Origin of the sequence: Halosegnis marinus (assembly GCF_029338355.1) — an archaeon.
GTDB classification, from domain to species: Archaea; Halobacteriota; Halobacteria; order Halobacteriales; family Haloarculaceae; genus Halosegnis; species Halosegnis marinus.
Map to the genome: position 1 here is coordinate 1,508,276 of NZ_CP119802.1, position 26,060 is coordinate 1,534,335.

Annotated in this window: 26 protein-coding genes; 15 read left to right on the top strand and 11 right to left on the bottom strand. The window is 69.5% G+C overall.

Translation table 11 applies throughout. From position 1 onward, the window contains the following. Window positions 1-121: 121 nt before the first annotated feature. The 11 genes from ahaH (at window position 122) to P2T37_RS08515 (ending at window position 10,979) form a co-directional block, all read left to right on the top strand. A complete protein-coding gene (gene ahaH / locus P2T37_RS08465) occupies window positions 122-454 on the top strand; it encodes an ATP synthase archaeal subunit H (RefSeq protein WP_276233471.1) in 333 nt (110 codons plus the stop codon). Further along, window positions 441-2,723, top strand: a complete 2,283-nt coding sequence (locus tag P2T37_RS08470) for a V-type ATP synthase subunit I (RefSeq protein ID WP_276233472.1) — start codon at window positions 441-443, stop codon at window positions 2,721-2,723. The genes ahaH and P2T37_RS08470 overlap by 14 nt, the downstream gene beginning before the upstream one ends. 157 nt (window positions 2,724-2,880) lie before the next feature. After that, entirely contained in the window at window positions 2,881-3,126 is a 246-nt protein-coding gene (locus P2T37_RS08475) for a hypothetical protein (protein WP_382211837.1), read from the top strand. Window positions 3,127-3,149: 23 nt separating this feature from the next. Beyond that, entirely contained in the window at window positions 3,150-3,734 is a 585-nt protein-coding gene (locus tag P2T37_RS08480; RefSeq protein ID WP_276233474.1) for a V-type ATP synthase subunit E, read from the top strand. Further along, entirely contained in the window at window positions 3,731-4,789 is a 1,059-nt protein-coding gene (locus tag P2T37_RS08485) for a V-type ATP synthase subunit C (protein ID WP_276233475.1), read from the top strand. Before P2T37_RS08480 ends, P2T37_RS08485 begins: the two co-directional genes overlap by 4 nt. Then, window positions 4,786-5,115 carry a V-type ATP synthase subunit F gene (locus P2T37_RS08490; RefSeq protein WP_276233476.1) on the top strand — a complete coding sequence of 110 codons (330 nt, stop codon included), beginning with the start codon at window positions 4,786-4,788 and terminating at the stop codon, window positions 5,113-5,115. Before P2T37_RS08485 ends, P2T37_RS08490 begins: the two co-directional genes overlap by 4 nt. Before the next feature lies 1 nt (window position 5,116). Beyond that, window positions 5,117-6,874, top strand: coding sequence for an ATP synthase subunit A (locus tag P2T37_RS08495; protein ID WP_276233477.1), 1,758 nt, complete (start codon window positions 5,117-5,119; stop codon window positions 6,872-6,874). Between the two features lie 2 nt (window positions 6,875-6,876). Then, window positions 6,877-8,289, top strand: a complete 1,413-nt coding sequence (locus P2T37_RS08500; protein ID WP_276233478.1) for an ATP synthase subunit B — start codon at window positions 6,877-6,879, stop codon at window positions 8,287-8,289. A 46-nt stretch (window positions 8,290-8,335) separates the two neighbouring features. Then, on the top strand, window positions 8,336-8,962 hold the full coding sequence (locus tag P2T37_RS08505; protein WP_276233479.1) for a DUF7504 family protein: 627 nt from the start codon (window positions 8,336-8,338) through the stop codon (window positions 8,960-8,962). Between the two features lie 27 nt (window positions 8,963-8,989). Then, window positions 8,990-9,682, top strand: coding sequence for a V-type ATP synthase subunit D (locus tag P2T37_RS08510; protein ID WP_276233480.1), 693 nt, complete (start codon window positions 8,990-8,992; stop codon window positions 9,680-9,682). Between the two features lie 46 nt (window positions 9,683-9,728). Further along, window positions 9,729-10,979, top strand: coding sequence for a hemolysin family protein (locus tag P2T37_RS08515; RefSeq protein WP_276233481.1), 1,251 nt, complete (start codon window positions 9,729-9,731; stop codon window positions 10,977-10,979). Between the two features lie 53 nt (window positions 10,980-11,032). On the opposite strand, the gene thsA is transcribed toward P2T37_RS08515, so the two are convergent. The 8 genes from thsA to eif1A form a co-directional block, all read right to left on the bottom strand. Beyond that, window positions 11,033-12,709: a thermosome subunit alpha gene (thsA, locus tag P2T37_RS08520; protein WP_276236165.1), complete on the bottom strand. Its 1,677-nt coding sequence runs from the start codon at window positions 12,707-12,709 to the stop codon at window positions 11,033-11,035. Between the two features lie 135 nt (window positions 12,710-12,844). Beyond that, window positions 12,845-13,480 (bottom strand): KH domain-containing protein, encoded by a 636-nt coding sequence (locus tag P2T37_RS08525; RefSeq protein ID WP_382211231.1) that lies wholly within the window; start codon window positions 13,478-13,480, stop codon window positions 12,845-12,847. Between the two features lie 52 nt (window positions 13,481-13,532). Next, on the bottom strand, window positions 13,533-14,117 hold the full coding sequence (locus P2T37_RS08530) for a hypothetical protein (protein ID WP_276233482.1): 585 nt from the start codon (window positions 14,115-14,117) through the stop codon (window positions 13,533-13,535). Window positions 14,118-14,200: 83 nt separating this feature from the next. Beyond that, the gene (locus P2T37_RS08535; RefSeq protein ID WP_276233483.1) at window positions 14,201-14,704 is read right to left on the bottom strand and encodes a GNAT family N-acetyltransferase; all 504 of its coding nucleotides are present in this window, start codon (window positions 14,702-14,704) and stop codon (window positions 14,201-14,203) included. Between the two features lie 21 nt (window positions 14,705-14,725). Beyond that, window positions 14,726-15,997: an MFS transporter gene (locus P2T37_RS08540; RefSeq protein ID WP_276233484.1), complete on the bottom strand. Its 1,272-nt coding sequence runs from the start codon at window positions 15,995-15,997 to the stop codon at window positions 14,726-14,728. 79 nt (window positions 15,998-16,076) lie between these two features. Further along, a complete protein-coding gene (locus tag P2T37_RS08545; RefSeq protein ID WP_276233485.1) occupies window positions 16,077-16,949 on the bottom strand; it encodes a DUF7351 domain-containing protein in 873 nt (290 codons plus the stop codon). 39 nt (window positions 16,950-16,988) lie between these two features. Continuing rightward, window positions 16,989-17,840, bottom strand: a complete 852-nt coding sequence (gene rio1, locus P2T37_RS08550) for a serine/threonine-protein kinase Rio1 (RefSeq protein WP_276233486.1) — start codon at window positions 17,838-17,840, stop codon at window positions 16,989-16,991. A 7-nt stretch (window positions 17,841-17,847) separates the two neighbouring features. Further along, window positions 17,848-18,147: a translation initiation factor eIF-1A gene (gene eif1A, locus P2T37_RS08555; protein WP_276233487.1), complete on the bottom strand. Its 300-nt coding sequence runs from the start codon at window positions 18,145-18,147 to the stop codon at window positions 17,848-17,850. Window positions 18,148-18,247: 100 nt separating this feature from the next. On the opposite strand from eif1A, the gene P2T37_RS08560 reads away from it, so the two are divergent. After that, window positions 18,248-19,315, top strand: coding sequence for a zinc-dependent alcohol dehydrogenase family protein (locus tag P2T37_RS08560; RefSeq protein ID WP_276233488.1), 1,068 nt, complete (start codon window positions 18,248-18,250; stop codon window positions 19,313-19,315). A gap of 371 nt (window positions 19,316-19,686) precedes the next feature. Next, entirely contained in the window at window positions 19,687-19,890 is a 204-nt protein-coding gene (locus P2T37_RS08565; RefSeq protein ID WP_276233489.1) for a DUF7470 family protein, read from the top strand. On the opposite strand, the gene P2T37_RS08570 is transcribed toward P2T37_RS08565, so the two are convergent. From P2T37_RS08570 to rnz, 3 genes are read right to left on the bottom strand one after another with little or no spacing between them, the layout of a single operon-like run. Next, a complete protein-coding gene (locus tag P2T37_RS08570) occupies window positions 19,887-20,069 on the bottom strand; it encodes a hypothetical protein (protein WP_276233490.1) in 183 nt (60 codons plus the stop codon). The genes P2T37_RS08565 and P2T37_RS08570 overlap by 4 nt on opposite strands. Then, window positions 20,062-22,047: a DUF460 domain-containing protein gene (locus tag P2T37_RS08575; RefSeq protein WP_276233491.1), complete on the bottom strand. Its 1,986-nt coding sequence runs from the start codon at window positions 22,045-22,047 to the stop codon at window positions 20,062-20,064. The genes P2T37_RS08570 and P2T37_RS08575 overlap by 8 nt, the downstream gene beginning before the upstream one ends. Window positions 22,048-22,089: 42 nt before the next feature. After that, window positions 22,090-23,019, bottom strand: a complete 930-nt coding sequence (rnz, locus tag P2T37_RS08580; protein WP_276233492.1) for a ribonuclease Z — start codon at window positions 23,017-23,019, stop codon at window positions 22,090-22,092. A gap of 207 nt (window positions 23,020-23,226) precedes the next feature. Here rnz and P2T37_RS08585 point away from each other — a divergent pair, with 207 nt between their 5' ends. Both P2T37_RS08585 and P2T37_RS08590 read left to right on the top strand, forming a co-directional pair. Next, the gene (locus P2T37_RS08585) at window positions 23,227-24,585 is read left to right on the top strand and encodes a hypothetical protein (RefSeq protein ID WP_276233493.1); all 1,359 of its coding nucleotides are present in this window, start codon (window positions 23,227-23,229) and stop codon (window positions 24,583-24,585) included. Between the two features lie 101 nt (window positions 24,586-24,686). Beyond that, entirely contained in the window at window positions 24,687-26,060 is a 1,374-nt protein-coding gene (locus P2T37_RS08590) for a DUF4382 domain-containing protein (protein ID WP_276233494.1), read from the top strand.

The window sequence follows — 26,060 nt, forward strand, 5'->3', positions numbered from 1 at the left end:
GTCGCTCGCCGCACCTCGTTCGCGGCGATGCCGCTCACGGCTCCGCGGGCCTCGCGTCGCTCGCCCCGCGCTTTTCGCAACTACCATATATGCTGTCGTCCAATCCCCGCGTGATACGAATATGGCGAGGCCAGAGGTTCTAGACCGGATCAAGGAGGCCGAGCAGGAGGCCGACGAGATCATCGCCGAGGCGGAGGAGGAGCGCGACGACCGCATCACCGAGGCCCGCCGCGAGGCCGAGGAGATACGCGAGAACGCCCGCGAGGAGGCGAGCGAGCTGAAGGAGGACCGGCTCGCCGACGCCCGCGAGGAGATATCCGCCGAGGTCGAGGAACTGCTCGCGGAGGGCGAGGCGGAGCGCGAGAAGCTCCACAACCGCGCCGAGGACCGCGAGGAGGAGGTGGTCGAGGACGTGCTCGACCTGTTCACGGAGGCGGTGCATGCTCAGACCTGAACGGATGAGCCGGGTCTCGGTGACGGGATCCAAGGGCGTCATGGACGACGTCGTCGAGGCCGTCCACGACCTCCGTCTGTTCGACATGACCGACTACGACGGGGAATGGGAGGGCTTCGAGCCCGGCGCGCCCGAGGAGGGCGCCGACGCCGCCTCCGAGAAGCTCGTCACCGTCCGCTCGCTGGAGAGCATCCTCGACGTCGACGCCGACGAGTACGACGGGCCGACCCGCGTGCTCGACGACGAGGAGCTGGCCGCGGAGCTGGCCGACGTCCGCGAGCGGGTCAACGCGCTGGACGACCGGCGCGACGAGCTGAGGGACGACCTGCGCGCCGTCGAGGAGGACCTCGACGCCGTCGAGCCGTTCGTCGAGCTCGGTATCGACCTCGACCTCCTGCAGGGCTACGAGTCGCTCGCCGTCGAAGTCGGCGAGGGCGACCGCGACGCCGTCCGGCGCGCGCTCGTCGACACCGACGGCGTCGAGCGTCACCAGATATTCGGCGAGGAGGGGACGCTCGCCGTCTTCGCCTACCCGGGCGACGCGGCGCTGGAGGACGCGCTCGTCGGCGCGGACTTCACGAGCGTCGAGATACCGGAGGCGGACGCCGACCCCGAGGGGTACGTCGAGGAGCTCCGCGCCCGCAAGCGCGACCTCGAATCCGACCTGGAGGACGTCGAGGATGACCTCGCCGACCTGCGCGAGGAGGTCGGCGGCTTCCTGCTCGCGGCCGAAGAACAGCTCTCGGTCGAGGTGCAGAAGCGCGAGGCGCCGCTCTCCTTCGCGACGACGGAGAACGCCTTCGTCGCCGAGGGGTGGCTCCCGACCGACCGCTTCGTGGACCTCGCCGAGGGGCTCCAGGACGAGGTCGGCGACCACGTCGCGGTCGAGGAACTCGAACGCGCCGACTACGACGAACACGGCTTCGCGACCGGCCCGGCCGACGACGCCGCACACGGCGGCGCCGGTGGGGACGCGGTCGCCGCCGACGGCGGCGACGAGGAGGTCGCGACGGACGGCGGACACGCGACCGCCGAGACGGCGATGAGCGGCGGCACGCCGCCCGTCGTCCAGAGCAACGGCGGCATCGTCGGCCCGTTCGAGGCGCTCGTGAACGTCCTGAACAAGCCGAAGTACTCGGAGCTCGACCCGACGGTGGTCCTGTTCCTCACCTTCCCGGTGTTCTTCGGCTTCATGATCGGCGACCTCGGCTACGGGCTGTTGTACATGGGGATCGGCTACGCGCTGATGCGCCGGTTCGACTCCGACATGGTCCGGTCGCTGGGCGGCGTCGCGGTGCTGGCCGGCCTGTTCACGGCGATATTCGGCGTGTTGTACGGGGAGTTCTTCGGGCTCCACCAGCTCGGCTACCTGCTCTACCCGAGCGGGAGCGCGCCGATACACAAGGGGCTCCAGCCGTACTACCTGGTGTACGCGCAGGCGTGGCTGCTCCTGTCGCTCGTGGTCGGGGTCGTCCACCTCGTGGTGGGTCGCGTCTTCGACTTCGTCAACAACCTCTCGCACGGCGTCCGCGAGGCGTTCATGGAGAGCGGCTCGTGGATCGTGTTCACGGTCAGCCTGTGGGTGTGGGTGCTCTCGGAGACCGCGCTGAGCGCCAAGCCGGCGTTCATGTACAGCGTCTTCGCGCGGGCCGGGCAGACGAACCCGGTGACCGGCGAGACCATCACCTCGGAGGCCATCGCCATCCCGCTCGGCTTCAGCGGCTTCGAGACCATCGACCTGTTCGCCCTCCCGGTGGGCGGCATCGTCATCGACCTCGTGTTGGTCGTCGTGGCCATCGGCCTCGCGCTCGTCGTCGCCGCGGAGGGCGGCATCGGCCTGGTCGAGTCCATCACGCAGGGCTTCGGCCACGTCGTCTCCTACACCCGTATCGCCGCGGTGCTGCTGGCGAAGGCCGGCATGGCGCTCGCGGTCAACCTGCTCGTCTTCGGGGCGTACTTCCACGACGGGGAGTACCACCTGATCTTCTTCGCAAGCGGCGAGGAACTCGCCGCCGCGCGGGCCGCGGAGGAGGTCATCTTCTCCGGGCTGTTGAACGCGGAGGGCGCCGTCGGGCTGGTGCTCGGCGGGCTCGCCGGCATCCTCGTGTTGGTGCTCGGTCACCTGCTCGTGTTGGTGCTCGGCGTCACCTCGGCCGGTCTGCAGGCGGTGCGTCTGGAGTACGTGGAGTTCTTCGGGAAGTTCTACGAGGGCGGCGGCCGCGACTACGAGCCGTTCGGCTACGAGCGGCGCTTCACGGCCGACGAGTAACCTCTCCGCCCCGAAACCTCCGGTTCTCTCGCCTTTAGTCGCGACGCTCGGTAGACGGCCGCATGAGCCTCTCGTGAACGCGTTTGGGAAGTTTTATGGGTTGCCTACGCCGAGTTTGGCCCGTTCGGAAACAACAATGTTCGACACCGCCACTACGATGTTCAACAGTATCGCACCTGTCCTGCAGAGCTCGGGTCCCGCAATCACCTCCACCGGGATGGCCGCGCTCGCCGTCGGTCTCGCGGCGCTCGGTTCGGGCTATGCGGAGCGCGGCATCGGTGCGGCCGCGGTCGGCGCGATGGCCGAGGACGAGAGCCTGTTCGGTCGGGGGCTCATCCTGACCGTGCTTCCGGAGACGCTCGTCATCCTCGCGCTCGTCGTCGTCTTCCTGACGCTGGGCTGAAAGCCACCTCCCTTTTCCAACTAATGAGCCTTGATACGGTCGTAGAGGACATCCGGGACGATGCCCGCGCGCGTGCGGAGGAGATGCGTGCGGACGGCGAGAGCCGCGCGGAGGAGATCGTCTCGGAGGCGGAGGCCGACGCCGAGGAGATCGTCGCCGACGCCGAGCGGGAAGTAGCACAGGAGATAGAACAGGAGCGCGAACAGCGGCTCTCCTCGGCGAAGCTGGAGGCGAAGCAGGCGCGCCTCGAAGCCCGCCGTGAGGCGCTGCAGGACGTCCACGAGCGTGTCGAGGCGGCCGTCGCCGACATCGACGGCGAGGAGCGCGAGGAGCTGACGCGGTCGCTGCTCGACGCCGCGGCCGCGGAGTTCGCCGATGCCGACAGCGTGCTCGTCTACGGGCGCGCCGCCGACGAGGAACTGCTCGGCGACGTGCTCGGCGACTACGACGGCTTCGAGTACGCCGGCGAGTACGACTGTCTCGGCGGCGTCGTCGTCGAGGCCGAGGGCTCGCGCGTTCGCGTGAACAACACCTTCGACTCCGTGCTCGAAGAGGTCTGGGAGGAGAACCTCCGGGACATCTCCGAGCGGCTCTTCGAGGAACGATGAGGGTCGAACCGGACGGAGCCACGAACTACGAGTACGTCACCGCGAGGGTGCGCGCCCGTCGGGCGAAGCTGTTCGACGAGGACGACTACCGCAAGCTGGTGCGGATGGGTCCCGGCGAGATCGCGCGGTTCATGGAGGAGACGGAGTACGAGACCGAGATGAACGAGCTCGGCGCTCGCTTCTCCGGGGTCGACCTCATCGAGTACGCCCTGAACCGGAACCTCGCCAAACACTTCGACGACCTGTTGGAGTGGGCCGACGGGAAGCTGTACGACTACGTCGTCCGGTACCTGCGGAAGTTCGACGCGTGGAACGTGAAGACGACGCTCCGGGGGCTCTACTCCGGGGCCTCCACGGCGGAGATCGAGGACGACCTCATCGGCGCCGGGGAGTTCTCCGACGCGTTCCTCTCGCGGCTCGTCAACGCCTCGTCCATCGAGGCGGTCGTCGAGCAGCTCGACGGAACGATATTCGGCGACGCGGCGGCCGACGCCTACGAGCTGTACGAGGAGATGGGCGTGCTGGTGCCGCTGGAGAACGCCGTGGACCGCGCCTACTACGCGGAGCTGATGGGGAACCTCCCGAACGAGCCGAACCACGCCGAGGAGCTGTACATCCAGTTCCTGCGCGCGGAGATCGACTTCCGGAACCTCCGGAACGCGCTGCGCATCTCGCGGTCGGGCGCGGACATCGACCCCGCCGAGTTCTACATCGACGGCGGTCGGCTGTTCGCCGCGACGGAGCTGCGCCAGCTCGCCGCGAACCCGGACGAACTGGTCGCCCGGGTCCGCGAGTCGACGTACGGCGACGAACTGGACGCGGCGCTGGACGGACTCGCGGACGCCGAGGACCTCATCGGGTTCGAGCACGCGCTCGACGCGGCGCTGTTGGAGTACTCCGACACGCTGTCGAACCGCTACCCGCTGTCGGTGTGTCCGGTGCTCGCCTACGTGCTCGCGAAGGAGCGCGAGGTGGACAACATCCGGGCCATCGCCCGCGGGCGCGAGGCCGGCCTCGACGCCGAGGAGATAGAGGCGGAGCTGGTGGTACAATGAGCCAGGAGATCGGAGTCGTCGGGAGCCCGGACTTCACGACCGGCTTCCGGCTGGCCGGCGTTCGCCGCTTCGCGAACGTGGCCGAAGACGAGAAGGCCGAGCGCCTCGACGACGCCGTCGAGGAGATGCTCGCGGACGAGGGCGTCGGCATCGTCGTGATGCACGACGACGACCTCGACCACCTCTCGCGGACCGTCCGCCGGGAGGTCGAGACGAGCGTCGAACCGGTGCTCGTGACGCTGGGCGGCGGTGCCGCCGCGGGCGGCCTCCGCGAGCAGATCAAGCGCGCCATCGGTATCGACCTGATGGACGACGAGGACGAATAACATGAGCCAAGCAACACAGACGGACGCCGAGCAAGACGGCGTCATCGAGAGCGTGAGCGGTCCGGTCGTGACCGCCACGGACCTCGCAGCCAAGATGAACGACGTCGTCTACGTGGGCGACGAGGGGCTGATGGGCGAGGTCATCGAGATAGAAGGCAACATCACCACCATCCAGGTGTACGAGGAGACCTCGGACGTCGCGCCGGGCGAACCCGTCGAGAACACCGGGGAGCCGCTCTCCGTGGACCTCGGGCCGGGGATGCTGGACTCCATCTACGACGGCGTCCAGCGCCCGCTCGACGTGCTCGAAGAGCAGATGGGCGCGTTCCTCGACCGCGGGGTCGACGCGCCGGGTATCGACCTGGAGAAGGAGTGGGGCTTCGAGCCGACCGTCTCCGCGGGCGACGAGGTCGCCTCGGGCGACGTGGTCGGCGTCGTCGAGGAGACGGTGCAGATCGACCACAAGGTGCTCGTCCCGCCGGGCTACGAGGGCGGCACGGTCGAGGAGGCCCGCGAGGGCGCGTTCACCGTCGACGAGGCCGTCGTCACCCTCGAGAACGGCGAGGAGATCGCCATGCGTCAGGAGTGGCCGGTGCGCGAGCCGCGCCCGACCGCCGAGAAGGAGACCCCGACGACGCCGCTCGTCTCGGGCCAGCGCATCCTCGACGGGCTGTTCCCCATCGCGAAGGGCGGGACGGCCGCGATTCCGGGGCCGTTCGGCTCCGGGAAGACGGTCACCCAGCACCAGCTCGCCAAATGGGCCGACGCGGACATCGTCGTCTACGTCGGCTGCGGCGAGCGTGGCAACGAGATGACGGAGGTCATCGAGGACTTCCCGGAGCTGGAGGACCCCATCACGGGCAACCCCCTGATGTCCCGGACCTGCCTCATCGCCAACACGTCGAACATGCCCGTCGCGGCGCGCGAGTCGTGCGTCTACACGGGTATCACCATCGCGGAGTACTACCGCGACATGGGGTACGACGTGGCGCTGATGGCCGACTCCACCTCCCGGTGGGCCGAGGCCATGCGCGAGATCTCCTCCCGGCTGGAGGAGATGCCCGGCGAGGAGGGGTACCCGGCGTACCTCGCCGCCCGCCTCTCGGAGTTCTACGAGCGGGCCGGCAAGTTCCAGAACATCAACGGGACGGAGGGCTCCATCTCCGTCATCGGCGCGGTGTCGCCGCCCGGCGGCGACTTCTCCGAGCCGGTGACGCAGAACACCCTGCGTATCGTGAAGACGTTCTGGGCGCTCGACGCCGACCTCGCCGAGCGTCGCCACTTCCCCTCCATCAACTGGAACGAGTCCTACTCGCTGTACCAGGACCAGCTCGACCCGTGGTTCAAGGACAACGTCGCGGACGACTGGCCCGAGCGGCGCCAGTGGGCCGTCGACACGCTCGACGAGGAGAACGAGCTCCAGGAGATCGTCCAGCTCGTCGGCAAGGACGCCCTGCCGGAGGACCAGCAGCTCACGCTCGAAGTGGCCCGCTACCTCCGCGAGGCGTACCTCCAGCAGAACGCGTTCCACGACGTGGACACGTACTGTGAACCGGAGAAGACCTACCGGATGCTCGGCGCCATCAAGACGTTCAACGACGAGGCGTTCGAGGCGCTCGAAGCGGGCGTTCCGGTCGAGGAGATACAGGACATCGACGCCGCCCCGCGCCTGAACCGCATGGGGACGGCCGAGGACTACCACGAGTTCATCGACGAGCTCGAATCGAACATCGCGGCACAGCTGGAGGAGAAGTACTGACGATGCAGAAGGAATACAAGACCATCACGGAGATCAGCGGACCGCTGGTGTTCGCCGAGGTCGACGAGCCCGTCGGCTACGACGAGATCGTCGAGATCGAGACGCCGAACGGCGACGTCCGCCGCGGACAGGTGCTCGAATCGACGAGCAAGTACGTGGCGATCCAGGTGTTCGAGGGGACCTCGGGCATCGACAAGCAGTCGTCCGTGCGCTTCCTCGGGGAGACGCTCCAGATGCCGCTGACGGAGGAACTGCTCGGCCGCGTCCTCTCGGGCTCGGGCGAGCCCATCGACGGCGGCCCGGACATCGAGCCGGAGGAGGAGCGCCCCATCGTCGGGGCGGCCATCAACCCGACCGCCCGCGAGTACCCGGAGGAGTTCATCCAGACGGGCGTGTCCTCGATCGACGGCATGAACACGCTCGTGCGCGGACAGAAGCTCCCCATCTTCTCGGCGTCGGGGCTGCCGCACAACGACCTCGCGCTGCAGGTCGCCCGACAGGCGACCGTGCCGGAGGAGGACGCCGGCGGCGAGGGCGACTCGGAGTTCGCCGTCATCTTCGGCGCGATGGGTATCACCCAGGAGGAGGCAAACGAGTTCATGCAGGACTTCGAGCGCACCGGCGCGCTGGAGCGCTCGGTCGTCTTCATGAACCTCGCGGACGACCCCGCCGTCGAGCGGACGGTCACGCCGCGGCTCGCGCTCACCACGGCGGAGTACCTCGCCTTCGAGAAGGACTACCACGTCCTCGTCATCCTGACGGACATGACGAACTACTGCGAGGCGCTCCGCGAGATCGGTGCCGCCCGCGAGGAGGTGCCGGGCCGCCGTGGCTACCCCGGCTACATGTACACCGACCTCGCACAGCTGTACGAGCGGGCCGGCCGCATCGAGGGCCGTGACGGCTCCGTCACGCAGATTCCCATCCTCACGATGCCCGGCGACGACGACACCCACCCGATTCCGGACCTGACCGGCTACATCACGGAGGGGCAGATATACATCGACCGCGACCTGCACAGCCAGGGCGTCCAGCCCCCGGTGAACGTGCTGCCGAGCCTGTCGCGGCTGATGGACGACGGTATCGGCGAGGGCCTCACCCGCGAGGACCACGCCGACGTGTCCGACCAGCTGTACGCCGCGTACGCGGAGGGCGAGGACCTCCGCGACCTGGTGAACATCGTCGGCCGCGAGGCGCTGTCCGAGCGCGACAACCGCTATCTGGACTTCGCCGAGCGGTTCGAGGAGGAGTTCGTCGACCAGGGCTTCGACCGGAACCGGTCCATCGACGAGACGCTCGACCTCGGCTGGGAGCTGCTGTCGATGTTCCCGAAGGCCGAGCTGAACCGTATCGACGAGGAGCTCATCGAGGAGTACTACCTCGACGACGTCGCCGAGGAAGTCGCCGCGGACTGACTCCGGCACCCGCCTTCTTTACGCCGCCGCGCCGTACATAGCGACGATGACGGACGCTCCGCCACTGGTCGACGTGCTCGACAGCGCGCGGAGCGTTCTCGTTCTCGCCGGCGGGCTCTCGGACGCGAAGGACGCGGCCTGCGCGTCGCTGCTCGCTCGCGACGCGCCCGCGGAGACGACGGCGCTGGCCGTGAGCTACGACCGCTCGGGCGGGGAGTGGCTCGCCCACGCCGAGTCGGCGATGGGCGGTGAGCCGGCGGAGGCCCTCGTGGTCGACGCGTCGGGCACCGGCGAGGGCGGCGACCGCGTGACGACGACGGGGCCCGACGACCTCACCGGGATGCAGATCGCCCTCTCGGAGGCGTTCCCGATAGCGGGGACCGGGGTGTTCTGCTTCGACTCGTTCACGACGCTCCTCCAGTACATCGACGAGGCCGACGCCTACCGCTTCTGTAACGAGCTGCTCGGGCGGCTGTGGGACGCCGGCGTCAACGTCCACGTCCACCTCGACCCGGCGGCGACCGACGCCGACACGGTCCGGTCGCTCGCCTCGCTGTTCGACGCGGTCGTCGCGGCCGACGCCGGGGCGATACCCGCACCCACCGACCCCGCGGTCGCGGACGGCCGCGAGGTGGCCGTGGCGACCCGCTCGCGGGGGGAAGGAAACGACTAACTCCCTCGCGGAGCAAGCCACACGCAAATGGCCAACGACGTCAAACCCACCCGGAAGAACTTGATGGCGATCGAGGATCGCATCGAGCTCTCCGAGCGGGGCCACGACACGCTCGAACAGAAGCGCGACGGCCTCATCATGGAGTTCATGGACATCCTCGACCAGGCCAAGGAGGTCCGCGAGAACGTCGACGACCAGTACAACCGCGCGCAGCGCGCCATCAACATGGCCCGCGCGATGGAGGGGGACGTGGCGGTCCGCGGCGCGGCCTCCGCGCTGAAGGAGCACCCGGAGATCACCTCCGAGCCGCGCAACATCATGGGCGTCGTCGTGCCGCAGATCGAGTCCTCGAAGGTGAGGAAGGGGCTCGACGAGCGCGGCTACGGCGTGCTCGGCACGAGCGCGCGCATCGACGAGGCCGCCGACGCCTACGAGGAGCTGCTCGAAACCATCATCCTCGCCGCCGAGGTGGAGACGGCGATGAAGGAGATGCTGGAGGAGATCGAGAAGACGAAGCGGCGCGTCAACGCGCTGGAGTTCAAGCTCCTGCCCGACCTCTACGACGCCCAGGAGTACATCGAGCAGAAGCTGGAGGAGCAGGAGCGCGAGGAGATCTTCCGCATGAAGAAGATCAAGGCCAAGAAGGAGGAGGCGGAGGCCGAGGAGGCCGAGAAGGCGAGCGGCGAGCCGGTCGAGGAGCCGCTGACCGCCGACGACTGAGCGTCCCTTCCCGTACATCCTTGGTGCCCCCCGGCGAGCGGCCGGTATGGTCACCGAACCGGTCGCCGCGGTCGCCGTCGTCGGCCTGCTCGCGGCGAGCGCCTTCTTCTCCGGCAGCGAGACGGCGATATTCTCGCTCGAATCGCACCGAATCACGGCGATGGCCGAGTCCGACGCGCCCGGCGCGGCGACGCTCGCCCGCCTGCTCGACGACCCGCACCGCCTGCTCGTCACCGTCCTCGTCGGCAACAACGTCGTCAATATCGCCGTCGCGTCGTTGACGACGGCGGTGTTCGTCGCTCGGTTCGACGCCGGGGTCGGGACGCTCGCGGCCACGCTCGTGGTGAGCGTCCTCGTCCTGCTGTTCGGCGAGATCGTCCCGAAGAGCTACGCGGTCGGCAACGCCGAGGCGGTGGCGCGCCGGGTCGCTCGCCCGATATCGCTGGTCGGGACGGCGCTGTCGCCCGTCGTCACCGCGTTCGACGCCGCGAACGAGGGAATCCGGCGGCTCGTCGGCGGCGCGCGCGACATCGAGCGTCCGTACGTCACCCGCGAGGAACTGGCCGCGCTCGTCGGGGCCGCCGCCGAGGCCGGGGTCGTGGACGCGGACGAGCGGGCGCTCATCGACCGGGTGTTCCGGTTCGACGGCGTCGAGGTGCGCGAGGTGATGGTGCCCCGGGCCGACATCGTTGCCATCGACGAGGGCGCCACGGCGGGGGAAGCCGTCGAACGCTGTGCCGCCGAGCGCGTCAACCGCCTCCCGGTGCGGCGCGACGACGAGCGGGTCGTCGGCTACGTCGACCTCCGCGACCTCGTGGACGCCGAGCCCGGGACGCCGCTCTCCGACCTCCTGCTCCCGGTCGTCCACGCCTACGAGGGGCGGGACGCCGACGACCTGCTGGAGGAGCTCCAGGAGCGCCGGCTCGAACTCGCCATCGTCTTCGACGAGTTCGGCGCGGTCGAGGGGCTCGTCACCGCCGAGGACATCGTGGAGGAACTCGTCGGGGAGGTGTTCGACGTGGGGGAGCCGCGGGCCGTCTCGCGGGTGGGGCCGACCCGCGCCAGCGCCCGCGGGGTCGCGCCCGTGTCCGCGGTGAACGACCTGCTCGGCCTCGACCTGCCGAGCGTGGAGGGTGGCTCCGTGGCCGCCCTGCTGTCCCGCGAGTTCGGGGACGTGCCCGCGGTCGGCGAGTCGGTCGCCGTGGGCGAGGCGCGGCTCACGGTTCGCGGCGTCGAGGAGAACCGCGTAACGCGGGTGCTCGTGGAGCGGGTCGAAGAGAAGGAAGGCGAGTCGTAGGTCGTCGCTCGATACCGGGGTCGGGTGGTGTGGGTGTGGCTAGCCGGCCGACGTCACATCGCGCCGCCCATGCCGCCCATACCGCCCATGCCGCCCATGCCGCCGCCCATACCGCCGGGGCCGCCGGCCGGGCCGTCGTCGTCGCCGTCGTCGCCGGTCTTCCCGCCGACGAGGTCGCCCGCGGCGATGACGTCGTCGATGCGGAGGATCATGACCGCGGCCTCCGTCGCGCTCTCGACCGCCTGCGTCTTGACGCGCAGCGGCTCGACGACGCCGTCCTCCTCCATGTCGACGACCTCGCCGGTGTACGCGTCGAGGCCCGCCGTGGTGTCCCCGCCGTCGTGCTTCGAGCGGAGGTCCACCAGCGAGTCGATGGGGTCGAGGCCGGCGTTCTCCGCGAGCGTGCGCGGAATCACGTCGATGGCGTCGGCGAAGGCCTCGACGGCCAGCTGTTCGCGGCCCCCGACGGAGTCGGCGTAGTCACGCAGGCCGAGCGCCAGCTCGGTCTCGGGCGCGCCGCCGCCGGGCAGGACCTTGCCGTCCTCCAGCGTCGTGCGCACGACGCCCAGCGAGTCGTCGATGGCGCGTTCGACCTCGTCCACGACGTGCTCGGTGCCCCCGCGGAGCACGAGCGTCACGGACTTGGCCTCCTCGACGTCCTCGACGAAGATCTTCGTGTCGCCGCCGATCTCCTTCTCCGCGACGGAGCCGGCGAAGCCGAGGTCGTCCTCGGTGATGTCATCCAGGTTCGAGACGATGCGCGCGCCCGTCGAGCGGGAGAGCGCCTTGATGTCGGACTTCTTCGCGCGGCGCACGGCCAGGATGCCCTCCTGCGCGAGGTAGTGCTGGGCCATGTCGTCGATGCCCTTCTGGCAGAAGACGACGTCGGCGCCGACCGCCTTCAGCTGGTCGACCATCTCGCGGAGCTGCTTCTCCTCCTGGTCGAGGAACTGCTGGAGCTGGTCCGGGTCGGTGACGTTGACCTCGGCGTCGATCTCCGTCTCCTTCACCTCGATGGGGGAGTCGAGCAGCGCGACGTTCGCGTCCTCGACGAAGTAGGGCATGTTCTCGTGGACGCGCTCCTTGCCCACGATGACGCCCTCGACCAGTTCGGAGTCGGGGACCGAGCCGCCGACGACCTTCTGGACGTTGATGTTGTCGGTGTCTATCTCGTCGTCGTCCGCGACCGCACGGATGGCGTCGACGACGAGCGTCGCGAGGGTTCCCTTCGCGTTCTCCGCGCCCTTGCCGGTCATCGCGGTGCCGGCGATCTGTTCGAGCACCTCGGTGTCGTCGGCGTCGACCTCGATGGCGATGTCCTCGAGGATCTCCTTGGCCTTCGAGGCGGCCTGGCGATACCCCTGCGCGAGGATGGTCGCGTGGATGTCCTGTTCGAGGAGGTCCTCGGCCTTCGCGAGGAGTTCGCCGGCGATGACGACGGAGGTGGTCGTGCCGTCGCCGACCTCGTCCTCCTGTGTCTCCGCGACCTCGACGATCATGTTGGCCGCGGGGTGCTCGATGTCCATCTCCTTGAGGATGGTGACGCCGTCGTTCGTGACGACGACGTTGCCCGAGTTGTCCACGAGCATCTTGTCCATCCCTTTCGGCCCGAGCGTCGTCCGGACCGACTCGGCGACGGCCTTGCCGGCCGTGATGTTCATCGACTGGGCGTCACGCCCGGAGGTGCGCTGGCTGTCCTCCGAAAGTACGATGAGGGGCTGGTTACCCATCTGCTGAGCCATAGTCAGCCGAATGATTGTCCGTGATTCTATATAAAGTCTTTGAACGCCCCCGGCGAAAACCGCACGACGGAGCGCTATCCGTTCGCATGCGAACTGCTCACAAACAGCGGGGTTGAAATACCCCTACGGCTCCGGCTCGTCGAACTCCACGCCGCCGTCGTCGGGGTTCGTCTCTATCTCGAAGTCGGCCTCGGGTTCCTCGCCGCCCTCGCCGCCGGGGTAGCGGTGGTAGCCCATCCCCTCCTGTTGCATCTCGTTGTGGCGGCGTTCGAGGAAGGAGTACACCGCGCCGTGGGGCGCGCCGTCGAGTATCATCTCCACGGCCGACCGCACCACCTCGACCTCCTCGGGGTCGCCGATGACGCCGACCGTCTTCCCGTAGATGACGACCGACGCGCCCGACAGCTCCTCCATCAGCTGGCGGGTGCGGCCGTTCTCGCCGATTAGCCGCCCCTTCTGCCGCTGGAGGTCGTTCGCGTTCCGGGTCGCGGCGTCGAGGTCCACGAGGTCGAACATCCGCATCTCCTCGTCGAGCAGCGTGAGCGCCTCGTCGGGGTGGAAGCCGCGGCCGATTGCCTGCACGATGTCCGGCCCCTTCAGCCCCGTCACCGGGTCGCCGACCGTCTCTATCTCGACCGACCCCGTCTCGGAGTCGATGTTCAGCCGGACCTCGGCGCGTTCCTCTATCTCCCGCATCGTCTCGCCGCCCGCACCGATGAGGGCACCGATGCGGTCCTGCGGAATCGTCACGTGTTGCATACCCGTGCTACCTGTCCGAGAAATTTAAGCGTTGGTTCGCGCGGTCGCGGCGTTACTCGTCGTCCTCCTCGTCGTCGTCAGCGTCGTCATCTTCGTCGTCCGCTTCCTCCTCGTCGTCTTCCTCCTCTTCATCGTCGTCGTCCTCCTCTTCGTCCTCTTCATCATCACTATCCTCGGCCTCATCGTCGGCGTTCTCCTCGCCGTCCTCGGCGTTCTCCTCGCGGTCGTCCGCGTTCCCGTCGGCCGTCTCGTACTCGTACTCCTCCTCGACGAGCGTCAGGCCGCCGTCATCGACGACGTACTCCACCTCGCCGTCGAAGCCCTCGCCGTCCACCTCGACTTCGAGTTCGTCGCCGACGGAGACGTTCTCCGCGACGACGATGCCGTTCGCGTCCGTGGTGTACTCGCCGTCGGCCGTCTCGACCGTGGCGTTCTCGACGGCCTCGCCGCCGCGCGTCACGGTCACCGTCACGGTGCCGTTCTCGTACGTCGCGGCCACGTCCGCGCTGCCGGCCGCGCCCGCGTCCGCGTTCGTGGCTGTCATCGCGTTCGTCGCCCCGGTTCCGGTCACGGCGGCCGCGCCGCCGACCACCGTCAGCATGGCCGCCAGCGCCACCGCGAGTGCTTCGGCTTTCATCGCACTTCCCGCTCGGGACGACAGCCACATGAATGGGGAACGCCGTTCGGACGCTTCAGCCCCCGTGAAGGGCGATGAACGGTCTAAACGGTGTCGTCGAGCGACCGTTCGAGCACGTCCTCCGGGTGGCTCTCGCCGCCGACCTCGGTCGTCACGGTCTCGACGCGCTCGAAGCCGTGGCCCTCGAAGAAAGCGCGCCCGACCGCGTTGCCCGCGAGCACGCCCGCTCGAAGGCGCTCGGCGTCGGCCGCGCGCGCGGACTCCTCGACGGCGCCGAGCAGTTCGGTGCCGATACCGTCGCGCTGGCGGTCGGGCGCGACGAACAGGGTGAACAGCTCCACCTCGTCGGCGAACGTCTGGCGGGCGGAGACGAAGCCGACGACCTCGCCGTCGCGTTCCGCGACGAGGAAGAGCAGGTCGTCGCGGTCGTCGAGCACCTCGCGCAGGAACTCGGGGTCGTACAGCGTCTCCAGTCCCGCGCGTATCCGGTCGGTGTCGAGCACGCCGGGGTAGGTGTCCCACCACGCGTCGTCGGCCACCTCGCGTATCGCCGGCACGTCCTCGGGCGTCGCGGGTCTGACGGTCATACCCGGGCTTGCGGACGGGGACTAATCAGCGTTGGTAGCCGCGGCCGGCGCGGGCCCCGTGCCGGGGTCGTCGGCGGGCGCGTCCGGGGCCTCCACCGCCGTCGCGGCCGGCATCCGCCGGAGCGCCGGCACCGCGAGGACGTACCCGACGATCCAGAGGAAGCCGACGCCGCCCGCGTACATCACGGCGACGGGGCCGAACGCCTCGCCCGCGACGCCGCCGACGAACGCGCCGAGGGGCATCGCCGCCGTCGTCCCGCTCCCGAGGACGGCCAGCACGCGCCCGAGCATCGCCTCGGGCACCAGCCGCTGGACGAGCGTCATCGACACGACGTTCGTGACGCCGACGGGGACGAACGCGAGCGCGAACAGCGCCACCGTCGCCGCCGTGCCGGGGACGAGGAGCGCGGCCAGCCACGCGACGCCCGACAGCCCGAACCCGATGACGCTCAGGCGGCCGAAGGGGACGTCCCGGAAGCGCGTCGCGAGCAGCGACCCGACGAGCGTCCCGCCGGCGAGCCCCGACAGCAGGAGACCGTACAGCGTCGCGTCGCCGCGCTCGGCCGCGAACGCCGGGAGGACGGGCCACGCAGCCCCGAGCAGGCCGTTCGCCACGACCGCGGCGCCGAGCACCCAGACGACGGGCGACCCACGCAGGAAGCGCGCCCCGGCAACCAGTTCGGCGAGGTAGCCCGCCTCGTCGCCGGCCTCCCGCTCCGCCGGCGGCACCCGGATGCCGGCGAACAGCACGACGGCCGCGGCGAAGGTCACCGAGTCCACGAGGAACAGCGCCGTCGCGCCGACGAGCGCGACGAGCACGCCGGCCGCGGCGTTGAAGACGAGTTCCGCGCCCTGATACGTCATCGCGAACAGCGAGTTCGCGCCCGTGAGGTCCTCCGGGTCCGCGACGATGCGGGGCAGCGCCGCCGAACTCGCCGGGTAGGTGAACTGATTGAGCAGGCTCACGAGCGGCATCACGGTCAGGACGACCCACACCGACAGCACGCCGAGGTGGTCAGCGAGCGGGATCGCGAGCACGAGCACGCCCTGTGCGGCCTGGGTCGCCACGAGCGTGCGCCGCAGGGGCCACCGGTCCACGAGGGGGCCGACGAACGCCTGCAACAGCTGCATCCCGAGCGTCAGCATGCCCGCCAGCCCCGTGTAGAACGTCGAGCCCGTGAGCGAGAAGACGAGCCACATCGCCGCCACGCCGTATATGGAGTCGCCGGCGTTCGTCACCAGCCGCCCGGCGAACAGCCGGGTGAAGTCGCCGTTCGCGAAGAGTCGTCGCATACCCACTCCTCCCCCTCTCCGGGAATAAATGAACGCAGAATTACAGTTCTGTCCTCCCCCGGACAGAAGCCGAGTTCTGTCAGCGGTCGGACCGCTCGACGGAGACCACCTTCCCCGTCGCGTCCACGCGCCCGCGGAGCTCCTCGCCGTCCAGCCGGAGCGTCACGTCCGCGCCCGTCCCGTCGGCGTCCTGGTCGAGGTTGTCCATCGTAAGCAGCCGCCACGACGGGGTGGTGTTCGGGTCGACGCCGTGGTCGTAGAGGAAGCCCTGTCCCGCCGGGTGGAAGAGCAGCGGCGTCGCCGCCGACGAGCGGGCCACCGACCCGCAGCGGTCACAGGACCACGCGAGCGTCGGGTGGTCCCCCTCGGGCTTCAGTTCGCCCGTCAGCCGGCCGGCACAGGTCCAACAGAAGCCCGCGGTGATGCGCTGGAACAGCGCGTACATCCACCGGTCGAACGCGGCGGGCAACTCCTCGGGCTCGTACTGGTCGAGCGTCCCCGGCGGGAAGCCGAAGGAGTTGTACCACTCGTCGCACTCGTGACACGACAGCGTCGCCACGTCGTCGTCGAACGCGGCGTGGATGGCCCTCGCGCCGCAGGCGGGACACGGGTCGTCGACGGCCACGGCGTCGAGGTGTCCGTCCGCGGTGTAGGTGCCGGCGACCAGCGCCCCGACGACCTGCTGGCCGGCGAGCGTGAGTTCGTACCCCTCCGTGTCCCCGTCGTCCTCGTCGTCCGCCTCGACGTGCCGGACGAACGTGCCGACGAGCTTCCCGAGGTGGTAGTTGAACTTCCCGGAGTCGCGCTCGCCGACGGCGGCCCGCAGCGCCGAGAAGGAGAGCGGCTCCTCGCCAGCGTCCGCGAGCGCCCGGAGGACCTCCACCCGGAGTTCGTTGCCGAGCAGCGCGAACACCTCCTCCGGGGGACGCCGCTCGACCGATATCGTGCTCATGCCCCCGTCTCGCCACGCGAGGCCAAAACGTTCGCGCCCCTACGGCTCTGGCTCCGGCTCGGTGACGTACTCGAACATCGCTTCGCCGGTCACCTCGTACCCCTGCCGGGAGAAGAACGCGGCGACGTTCCGGCAGTCGCGTTCGAGGAAGTCCCGGCTGTTCGGGTGATGGACGGTGACGGCCTGCCCGAGGTCGAGGACGTACAGCTCCCCGTCGTGGACGACGACGTTGTACTCCGAGAGGTCGCCGTGGACGAGGCCCGCACGGTACAGCCGCCGCGTGTACTCGCGGACGACCTCGTAGGCCGTCTCGGGGTTCTCCACCGCCACCTCAGAGAGGCGCTTCGCGCGCTCGCCGTCGCGTCCGAGGAACTCCATCACGAGGACGTTCCGCTGGACGGCGATGGGCTCGGGAACGCGCACGCCGGCGTCGCGGGCGCGCATGAGGTTCGCGAACTCCTTTTTCGTCCACGCGACGACGACCTTCCGCTTGTCAGAGCCGATGCCCTCGAAGCGCGGGTCGCCGTCGAGGTAGTCGCGCATCGCCCGGAAGTCGGAGGCGTTGATGCGGTATATCTTCACCGCGACGTCGCGGTCGTCGCCGGCCGCGAGATAGACGTTCGCCTCCTTCCCCGTCGAGAGCGGGCCGCCGAACGCCGCGACGTGGCCGTCCTGCACGAGCTTGTACAGCGCGGCGAGCGTCGCGTCGTCGAACACCGAGTCGGTGACCTTGAACTGGTCGGCGTCCTTGATGCGCTTGCGGAACTCCAGGAACTCGCGGTCCTGTTTGCGGCCGACCGCGTCCGCCTCGCTCTCCGAGACGTCTATCTCGTCCCACTCGTCGCCCGGTATCTCCGCCCCGTCGGTGTCGACGAGGTCGAACTCGGTCATCGCGCGGTCACGGGGCGGTCTCCGTGATGTGGCCCTCCTCGCGGAGGCGGTCGGCCGCGCTCTTCTCGTAGCGCCACGTGATGTCGCCCTTCTCGTCCTGCCAGTCCCACGGCTCGACGAGCACCACGTCGTCGTCGCGTATCCACACCCGCTTTTGCATCCGCCCGGGGATGCGCGCCGTCCGCTCGACCCCGTCCATACACCGCACCTCCACGCGGTTCGCGCCGAGCATCTCCGTGACGACGGCGAACACCTCGTCGTCGTTCGGCATCCGGAGGTCCCCGTCGCCTCCCGTCTCGTCGCTCATGGCCGGAGGTTGCGTGCCGGGACGTATAACTGTTCGACCTCCCGCCCGCGACGCGTGCCGCGGTGAGCGGAGTTAAGGCCCGCGCCGCACACCCTCGCGTATGCGCGCAGTAGTCTTCGACGGCCCCGGCGAACCGATGGAAGTACGCGACGTCCCCCGCCCCGACTGCGACCCCGACGGGGTCGTCGTCGAGACGGAAGCCTGCGGCGTCTGCCGCTCCGACTGGCACGCGTGGCAGGGTGACTGGTCGTGGGTCGGCGTCGAGTCGAAGCCCGGGCTCATCTTCGGGCACGAGCCGGTCGGCATCGTCCAGGAGGTCGGCGAGAACGTCACCTCCGTCGAGGTGGGCGACCGGGTCACGAACCCGTTCAACCTCGCCGACGGCTCCTGCCCGATGTGCCAGCAGGGCAAACAGAACGTCTGTGAGCGCTCCGTGCCGATGGGCTTCGTCGACTTCTCGAAGGGCGCGTTCGCCGAGGAGTACGCCGTCTCCGCCGCGGACACGAACGTCGTCACGCTCCCCGACGACGCCGACCCCGTGGCCGTCGCCGGCCTCGGCTGCCGGTTCGCCACCGCCTTCCACGGGATGACCCACCGCGTCGACCTCGGGCCGGGCGACTGGGTCGCCGTCCACGGCTGCGGCGGCGTCGGCCTCTCCGCCATCCACGTCGCGGACGCGCTCGGCGCGAACGTCGTCGCCGTCGACCTGAAGCAGGCCGCCCTCGACAAGGCCCGCGAACTCGGCGCGGCCCACACGGTGAAGGTGGACGAAGTCGACGACGTCCCCCGCGCCGTGAAGGGCTTCACCCCACGCAACCGCGGCGCGGACGTGAGCGTCGACGCGCTCGGCATCGCCCAGACCTGTCGCAACTCCGTCCGCAGCCTCGCCACCCGCGGCCAGCACCTCCAGATCGGCCTCACCACGAGCGAGGAGGAGGGCGAGGTGTCGCTGCCCGTGGACGAGATCGTCTTCGACGAGCGGGAGTTCCTCGGCTCCTACGGGATGCCCGCCCACGAGTACGACGAGATCTTCCGGATGACCGACGCCGGCAAGCTCGACCCCGGCGCCATCGTCTCCGAGACCGTCTCGCTCGAGGAAGTCCCCGACACCATCGCGTCGATGGGGGAGTACGACACCGTCGGGATTCCGGTCTGTAACGAGTTCTGAGGGTCGCTTTCCTCGTTTTGCGTGTTCGCTCGATAGCGTAGGGCATCGCTCGTGCTCGTTCTCCCCAGTTCTCGCTTCAGTAACGTCCTGCTTACGCGGTTCTAGGGACAACCGCACCGCGACCGCACCGCCCACACGCCTCCCCAGCCGATTCCTTCGGTCGCTCCGCTCCCTCAGTCATCCCTCGCACGCCGCTGGCTCGGCATACCGCCTCGCCAGCGCGCGCCACAGCCGGTCGGGGCTTTCGAGGTGTTCACCCGGGTGCCGAGAACGTGCGGAGCGTTCCGAGCGGGACGAACCGCTCGGAAGTCGAACAGCCGACGTAGTCGCGAGACACGGAGCTTTATCGCCCCGCGGTCCGGCCAGGGCCCATGGACACCGAGGAAGTACGCGAGTGGCTGGGCGAGCGGGGCGAACAGGGCGCGGTCGCGCTGCTCGTGGGACTGCTGATAGTCGCGTCGTCGGACAAGCGCGCGGCGGCGGGCGTGGCGGTGGTCGTGGTCGGCCTCGGCCTCGTCGCCGCGGGACTGGTCGATTCGGCGCTCGAGAAGACCGGGATGAAGGGCGCGTTCTAGCGGAGGAACAGCGGCAGGGGGAACAGCCCGAGCAGGGCACAGACGACGGCGAAGCGGAGCCGCCGGCGGCGCGTCTCGGGGGCGTCGTCGCGCGAGTCGAGGTGGACCGCGTAGGTCACGGCGATGCCGCAGCCGAGCGCGAACAGGTACACCGGGACGAGGACGCCGACCTCAACCACTGCGGCCTTCCTTGCGCCGCTCGGCGCGGTGCTCGCTGATGAGTTCGTCCACCATCGACTCCGTCTCCGCCTGTGCGCGCTCCTCGGCGCGCTCCGCCCAGTCGGCGACGACGGCCTCAACGGCCGACTCCTTCGCGACGGCGAGTTCGTCTATCTCCTGGATGGTCACGCCCTCGGCGGGGCCGTAGGGCACGTCGCGCTCGTGGAGCACCTCGCGGGCCTGTTCGGAGAGCGTGCCGTCCTTGAGGACGACGCGGGGCTCGATGTCCGCGAGCAGTTCGGCCGTCGAGCGGCCCGCGCCGGAGGCGTCCCGGAGGTACACCACGTCGCCCTCGGCCAGCCCGAACGACTCGTCGGCGGCCTCGACGGCCGCGGTGGTGAACTGCTCGATGGGCTTGACGGGGACGAGGTCGGACTCCTCGCCGGCCACGTCCGCGAAGTTCGAGTGGTCGAGCTTCCAGAGCCGCTTCAGCTGTTCGAGCTTCGCCTCGACGCGCTCGGTGCGCTCGCGCTCCTCGTCGAGTTCGCCTTCGAGCCGCTCGTTCTCCCGGCGGAGGCGGGTGACCTCGCGGCGCTCGCGGGCCTCGCGGCGCTCCTCGCGCCGGGCCGCGGAGAGTTCGGCCTCGTACTCCTCTATCTCGGCGTCCTTCTCCGCGACGGTCGATTTGAGGTCCGAGACGTGCGATTCGAGGCGGTCGACGCGCTCGCGGAGCCGCTTTATCTCCTTCTCCTCGGCGGTGAGTTCGCGCGCGAGGTGTCGCTCGCCGTCCTCGTCGTCGTCCTCCTCGACGACCATCCGGTCGACGACCGTCTCGACGGACTCCTCCTCGGAGAGCACCTTTGCCGTCACCTCGCCGCGGTCGAAGTTCGGCGGCACCTTCCGCGCGATGCGCTCGAACTGGTCGGCGTGCGCGTCGAAGGCGTACAGCGCCGCCGCGAGCGCGTCCCGCTCGTGGTCGTTGTCGTATGCCGCGTCGCGGGTGCGGTGTTTCTTCCCGTCCACGGGGAGGTCACGGTCGGGGTGCCACCCGGCCGCGTCGAACGAGCGGCGGAACTTCTCGACGGTCTCCGGCATCGGCTCGACGTCCGCGGCGACGAGCAGCGGCCGGCCGTGCTCGATTATCCACTCGATGACCGCGGCGGTGTCGTCCGTCCGCGTCGAGTACACGTCGAGCGGGGTGCCGTCGAGGTCGAGCAGGGCGACGGCCGTCGTCGTCCCGGGGTCGATGCCCACGATGACGTGGTCGCGCCGCTTCGCGAGCGGCGAGAACTCGATACCGTCGGTGCGCTCGCGTGTTATCTCGACGCGCACGTCGCCGCTCCGGTTCGCGGAGACCGGGATGTCCTCGGGGCGGGCCTCGACGGTGAACAGCGCCTGCGAGTAGCCGCCGTACTTCTCCGTCGCCTCCTGCTCGAAGTCGAGGCCGGCCTCCTGCAGTTGCGCCTCGACCTCGCGGGCGCGCTTGCGGACGTTGCCGTGGATGCGTCTGGTGTAGCGGTCCTGGCTCCACCCTCCTTTTCCGGTCGAGCGGCCGCGCGACACCTTCACGCGGGTCGTGTCGGAGAAGGCCGTCACCTCCTGGCCGACGTTGGCGGCGGCCAGCCGCGCGGCGGCCTCCGCCTCCTTCATCGGCTGCTTCCCGTACGGGACGCCGTGGCGCTTGGCGACGCGCGAGAGCGGTTCGGGCCGCTCCGCGCCGGTCACCTGCACCAGCTTCGTGCCGGGGGGGAGGTCGCGCAGGAAGCCGACGAGCGCGTCCTTGTCCTCGGCGAGTTCGTAGGCGTTGTCGGTCGCCACCACGTCCGGCTCCTCGCGGTCGATGAGTCGCCGGAGCTTCCGGCGGGAGACCACGTCGCGGTCGACGTGCTCGCCGTCGAACGCGACCACGGCGTAGGACGGGGCGCTCCCGCGCACGTCCCCGCTCTGGATATCGACGCCGAAGACGAGGGCGTCGAGGGCGGTCGTCCGGGTGCTCACGCGCGCCGCTTGGTCGTTCGCGGGGATAAGTCTCCTGCCGGCTCAGGCGTCCGGGTAGGGCACGTCTATCTCGTCGCCGTCGTCGGGGAGGAAGGCGCGCTCGCCCTCGAACACCTCGCGGCCCTCGTTCTCCACGTCGTACTCGTGGCCGGCGTACCGCGAGGAGACGTGGGTGAAGGCGAGGCGTTTCGCGTTCGCGCGGTTGGCTATCTCGGCGGCCTGTATCGCCGTCGAGTGGCCGGTCATGCCGGCACGCTCGCGGCGGTCCTCGGTGAACGTCGCGTCGTGGACGAGCAGGTCCGCGTCCGCGGCGGCCTCGACCGTCTCCGTCGTCGGGCGGGTGTCGCCCGTGTAGACGAACGTCCGGCCCGGGCGCGCGTCGCCGACGACCTGCTCCGGTTCGACGACGGTGCCGTCGTCGAGTTCGACCGACTCGCCGCGGTGGAGCTTCGAGAACGCCGGGCCGACGGGGACGCCGAGCTCCTCGGCGCGCTCGCGGTCGAACCGGCCCTTCCGGTCGTCCTCGACGAGCGCGTAGCCGACGGAGGTGGCGCGGTGGTCCGTGCGGAACGCGCGCACCTCGTACTCCTCGGCGTCGAGCGCCACGTCGCCGGGCGACACCTCGTTGACGCGGACGGGGTAGGAGGGGCGCGCGCCCGTCGCGGTGACGAGGTTCTCTATCACGCGGCGGGTCCCGTTCGGGGTGTGGATGGCGACGGGCTCCTCGCGGTCGTTGAAGTCCCACGACTGGAGCAGCCCCGGAATCCCGAGCACGTGGTCGCCGTGGGTGTGCGAGACGAACAGGTGCGAGACGGTGAAGCCGGTGCCGAACCGCATCATCTGGCGTTGGGTTCCCTCGCCGCAGTCGAACAGCAGGCGGTCACCCTCCCGCTGGACGAACACGGCGCTCGTGTTGCGCGCCGTCGTGGGCACGGCACCGCTCGTCCCGAGGAAGGTCACGCACAGCGTCATACCCGAACGGGCGGCCGCGACCGGTAAGCACCCTTCGAAAGCCGGCGGCGAAAGCCCGCGTTACCGCCGCCGTCGCGGGGTCGCCCCGCCGCGGAGTAGCGTCCCGTTATTCGGCGAATCCTCCGCCAATGGGTAGTACGGGGCTTCTACGTACTGAAACGGTCTGCGGCGCTTAATACGCGTCTCGGCGTCGTCCCGGCCGCGACGATGACAAACCGACGAACCGTTCTGCTCGTCGCGCTCGCGGTCGCGCTCGCCTCCACGATGGCCGGGGCGGCGCTGACCGGGGCCGCGACACAGGAGAACACACAGCACACCGGCGACTCCTTCCGCGTGGACGCGCTCGACGCGCCGATGGTCGCCGTCCAGGGCGACACGATAACCGTCACCGCGACCGTATCGTATCCCGGCAACGCCACCGACGGCACGGCGACGCCGACGGGGACGGAAACCGAGACGAACGGGACGGACACGGCAACGGAGACGGATACGACCGAAACCGAGGCGAACGGCACGGAGACGGAAACCGAGACGAACGCGACCGAAACCGAGACGAACGCGACCGAAACCGAGACGAACGCGACCGAAACCGAGACGAACGCGACCGAAACCGAGACGAACGCGACCGCGACCGACGGTGACACCGACACCGCGGCCGAGGAATCCGACGCGGTCACCCAGTCGGTCGCGTTCCGCGTTGGGGGCGACGTCGTCGAGCGGCAGTCCGTGACGCTCGCGCCGGGCGAGTCGGCGAACGTCTCCTTCGAGGTCGACACGGGGGCGCTGTCGCCGGGCGTCTACATCCACGGCGTCTACACGGACGACTTCGGGGAGGTCGCCACGCTCATCGTGACGACGACGAACGGGAACGCAACCGACAACGGTACCGAGACGCCGACCGACAACGAGACGGACAACGGAACCGCCACGCCGACGGACAACGGGACGGCGACGCCCGATACCCCCGTGACGACCGCGACCGACACGCCGGCGGAGGGGACCGAGACGCCGACCGCGACCGCGGCCCCCGAGGAGCCGTCGCTCGACGTGCGGAACCTCACGGCGCCCGACAGCGTCACTGTCGGCGAGACGGTCGAGGTGAGCGCCGAGGTGTTCTACCCGCCCGACCCGACCGGGGAGGACGGAAACGTCACACAGCGGGTCGACTTCCGGCTGAACGGCGACGTGGTGGCCGAGCGGAACGTGACGCTCGCGCCGGGCGAGTCCACGAACGTCACCTTCGGCGTCGACAGCAGCGGCATCGAACCGGGCGTCTACATCCACAGCGTGTTCACCCGCGACTACGGCGAGGTCGCGACGCTGACCGTCCTCCCGGCGGACAACGACACGGCGACGCCGACGGAAGGGACCGAGACACCGACGGAAGAGACCGAGACGCCGACGGAAGAGACCGAGACGCCGACCGGTAACGCGACGGACACAGCGACGGAGAACGGCACCGCGACGCCGACCGACTCGCCGACCGAGGGCACGGCGACGGAGAACGAGACGGCGACCGACACCGCCACGCCGACCGCGGCCGAGACCGACACCGCGACCGCCTGACCGCGACCGTTCATACCGTTTTTCGCCCGACGACGACGGGATTGAACCGTGGAAACGGCCACCGTCGGTTTATGTGTGGCCCGAGTACGACGGGGTGAGTCATGAAACGGAACACGGTCGCGGCGGTCGCGATGGCGGCACTGCTCGCCCTCTCCGGCTGTTCGACGATGCTCTCCCCCGGCGGCGGCACTGGGACGGTCAACTTCTACGTGAGCGACCAGCCCGGCGCGATAGACGACTTCGACCACCTCAACGTCACCCTCGAGGAGGTGACGTTCGTCGCGGCGGACGGCAACGAGACCACGTTCGACGCGAACGGGAGGGTCGACCTCACCGAGCTCCGGGGCGCGAACGCCTCGCTCGTGGAGGAGTACGACGTCGAGGAGGGCAACTACACGAAGGTGTTCCTCGGCGTGGCGGCGGTGAACGGGACGCTCACGGACGGGTCGAGCGCGGACGTGAAGCTCCCCTCCGAGAAGCTCCAACTGAACAGCAACTTCACCGTCGGTAACGGCGAGGAGGTGGACTTCGTCTACGATATCAACGTCGTGAAGCGGGGGAACTCCGGCTCCTACAACCTCCTGCCCGTCGCGAGCGAGTCGGGCACGGACGTGGAAATAAACGAGGTCGGCGAGGCCGAGGAGTCGGACGGCGACGACTCGGACGAGGAGGCCGCGACCGACACGCCCGCGACGGCGACCGAACAGGGGTCGCTCGCCTTCTACGTGAGCGACCAGGAGAACGCCATCGACGACTTCGAGAGCCTGAACGCGACGATATCCGAGGTGGAGTTCGTCGGCGCGGACGGCAACCGGACGACCTACGAGGCGAACCGCACGGTCGACCTCACGGAGCTGAAGGGCGACAACGCGACCCTGCTCTCGACGTACGACCTCGACGCGGGCAACTACACGACGGTCTTCATCCGGGTCTCCGAGGTGAACGGGACGCTCACGGACGGGTCGAGCGCGGACGTGAAGCTCCCCTCGAACAAACTCCGGCTGAACGAGAACTTCGCCGTCGAGGCGAACGAGACGGTCGACTTCGTCTACGACATCACGGTCGTGGAGCGGGGCAACTCCGGCGCGTACAACATCCGCCCGGTCGCGAGCGAGTCCGGGACGGACGTGGCCATCGACCGCGTGGACGATGACGAGGACGACGGGGCCGAGACGGCCCTGAACGCGACGTTCGTCGGCAACGTCACCGCGGGCGAGAACGCCACGGTGCGCGTCACGGCGAACGGTAGCGCCGTCGAGAACGCGACGGTCACGTACAACGGCACCGAGTACACGACCGACGCCGACGGCGAGGCGACCTTCGCGGTTCCCGAGAACGCCACCGAGGTCGAGGTCACGGTGACGTTCGAGGACGCGGAGGCGGAACTCGAAACGGAACTGGAGAACTCGACCGACGACACGGCGGACGACGCCAACGCGGCCTACACGGACACGACCGCGGCGGTCGCGGTCTGA

Coding starts and splice junctions, on each gene's coding strand:
- P2T37_RS08510 (WP_276233480.1), top strand. CDS start 8,990: ATGGCCAACGACGTCAAACCCACCCGGAAGAACTTGATGGCGATCGAG.
- P2T37_RS08560 (WP_276233488.1), top strand. CDS start 18,248: ATGCGCGCAGTAGTCTTCGACGGCCCCGGCGAACCGATGGAAGTACGC.
- rio1 (WP_276233486.1), bottom strand. CDS start 17,840: ATGACCGAGTTCGACCTCGTCGACACCGACGGGGCGGAGATACCGGGC.
- P2T37_RS08475 (WP_382211837.1), top strand. CDS start 2,881: ATGTTCAACAGTATCGCACCTGTCCTGCAGAGCTCGGGTCCCGCAATC.
- P2T37_RS08490 (WP_276233476.1), top strand. CDS start 4,786: ATGAGCCAGGAGATCGGAGTCGTCGGGAGCCCGGACTTCACGACCGGC.
- P2T37_RS08480 (WP_276233474.1), top strand. CDS start 3,150: ATGAGCCTTGATACGGTCGTAGAGGACATCCGGGACGATGCCCGCGCG.
- P2T37_RS08500 (WP_276233478.1), top strand. CDS start 6,877: ATGCAGAAGGAATACAAGACCATCACGGAGATCAGCGGACCGCTGGTG.
- P2T37_RS08585 (WP_276233493.1), top strand. CDS start 23,227: ATGACAAACCGACGAACCGTTCTGCTCGTCGCGCTCGCGGTCGCGCTC.
- P2T37_RS08515 (WP_276233481.1), top strand. CDS start 9,729: ATGGTCACCGAACCGGTCGCCGCGGTCGCCGTCGTCGGCCTGCTCGCG.
- P2T37_RS08535 (WP_276233483.1), bottom strand. CDS start 14,704: ATGACCGTCAGACCCGCGACGCCCGAGGACGTGCCGGCGATACGCGAG.
- P2T37_RS08530 (WP_276233482.1), bottom strand. CDS start 14,117: ATGAAAGCCGAAGCACTCGCGGTGGCGCTGGCGGCCATGCTGACGGTG.
- thsA (WP_276236165.1), bottom strand. CDS start 12,709: ATGGGTAACCAGCCCCTCATCGTACTTTCGGAGGACAGCCAGCGCACC.
- P2T37_RS08545 (WP_276233485.1), bottom strand. CDS start 16,949: ATGAGCACGATATCGGTCGAGCGGCGTCCCCCGGAGGAGGTGTTCGCG.
- P2T37_RS08495 (WP_276233477.1), top strand. CDS start 5,117: ATGAGCCAAGCAACACAGACGGACGCCGAGCAAGACGGCGTCATCGAG.
- P2T37_RS08565 (WP_276233489.1), top strand. CDS start 19,687: ATGGACACCGAGGAAGTACGCGAGTGGCTGGGCGAGCGGGGCGAACAG.
- P2T37_RS08540 (WP_276233484.1), bottom strand. CDS start 15,997: ATGCGACGACTCTTCGCGAACGGCGACTTCACCCGGCTGTTCGCCGGG.
- P2T37_RS08505 (WP_276233479.1), top strand. CDS start 8,336: ATGACGGACGCTCCGCCACTGGTCGACGTGCTCGACAGCGCGCGGAGC.
- rnz (WP_276233492.1), bottom strand. CDS start 23,019: ATGACGCTGTGCGTGACCTTCCTCGGGACGAGCGGTGCCGTGCCCACG.
- P2T37_RS08590 (WP_276233494.1), top strand. CDS start 24,687: ATGAAACGGAACACGGTCGCGGCGGTCGCGATGGCGGCACTGCTCGCC.
- ahaH (WP_276233471.1), top strand. CDS start 122: ATGGCGAGGCCAGAGGTTCTAGACCGGATCAAGGAGGCCGAGCAGGAG.
- eif1A (WP_276233487.1), bottom strand. CDS start 18,147: ATGAGCGACGAGACGGGAGGCGACGGGGACCTCCGGATGCCGAACGAC.
- P2T37_RS08485 (WP_276233475.1), top strand. CDS start 3,731: ATGAGGGTCGAACCGGACGGAGCCACGAACTACGAGTACGTCACCGCG.
- P2T37_RS08470 (WP_276233472.1), top strand. CDS start 441: ATGCTCAGACCTGAACGGATGAGCCGGGTCTCGGTGACGGGATCCAAG.
- P2T37_RS08525 (WP_382211231.1), bottom strand. CDS start 13,480: ATGCAACACGTGACGATTCCGCAGGACCGCATCGGTGCCCTCATCGGT.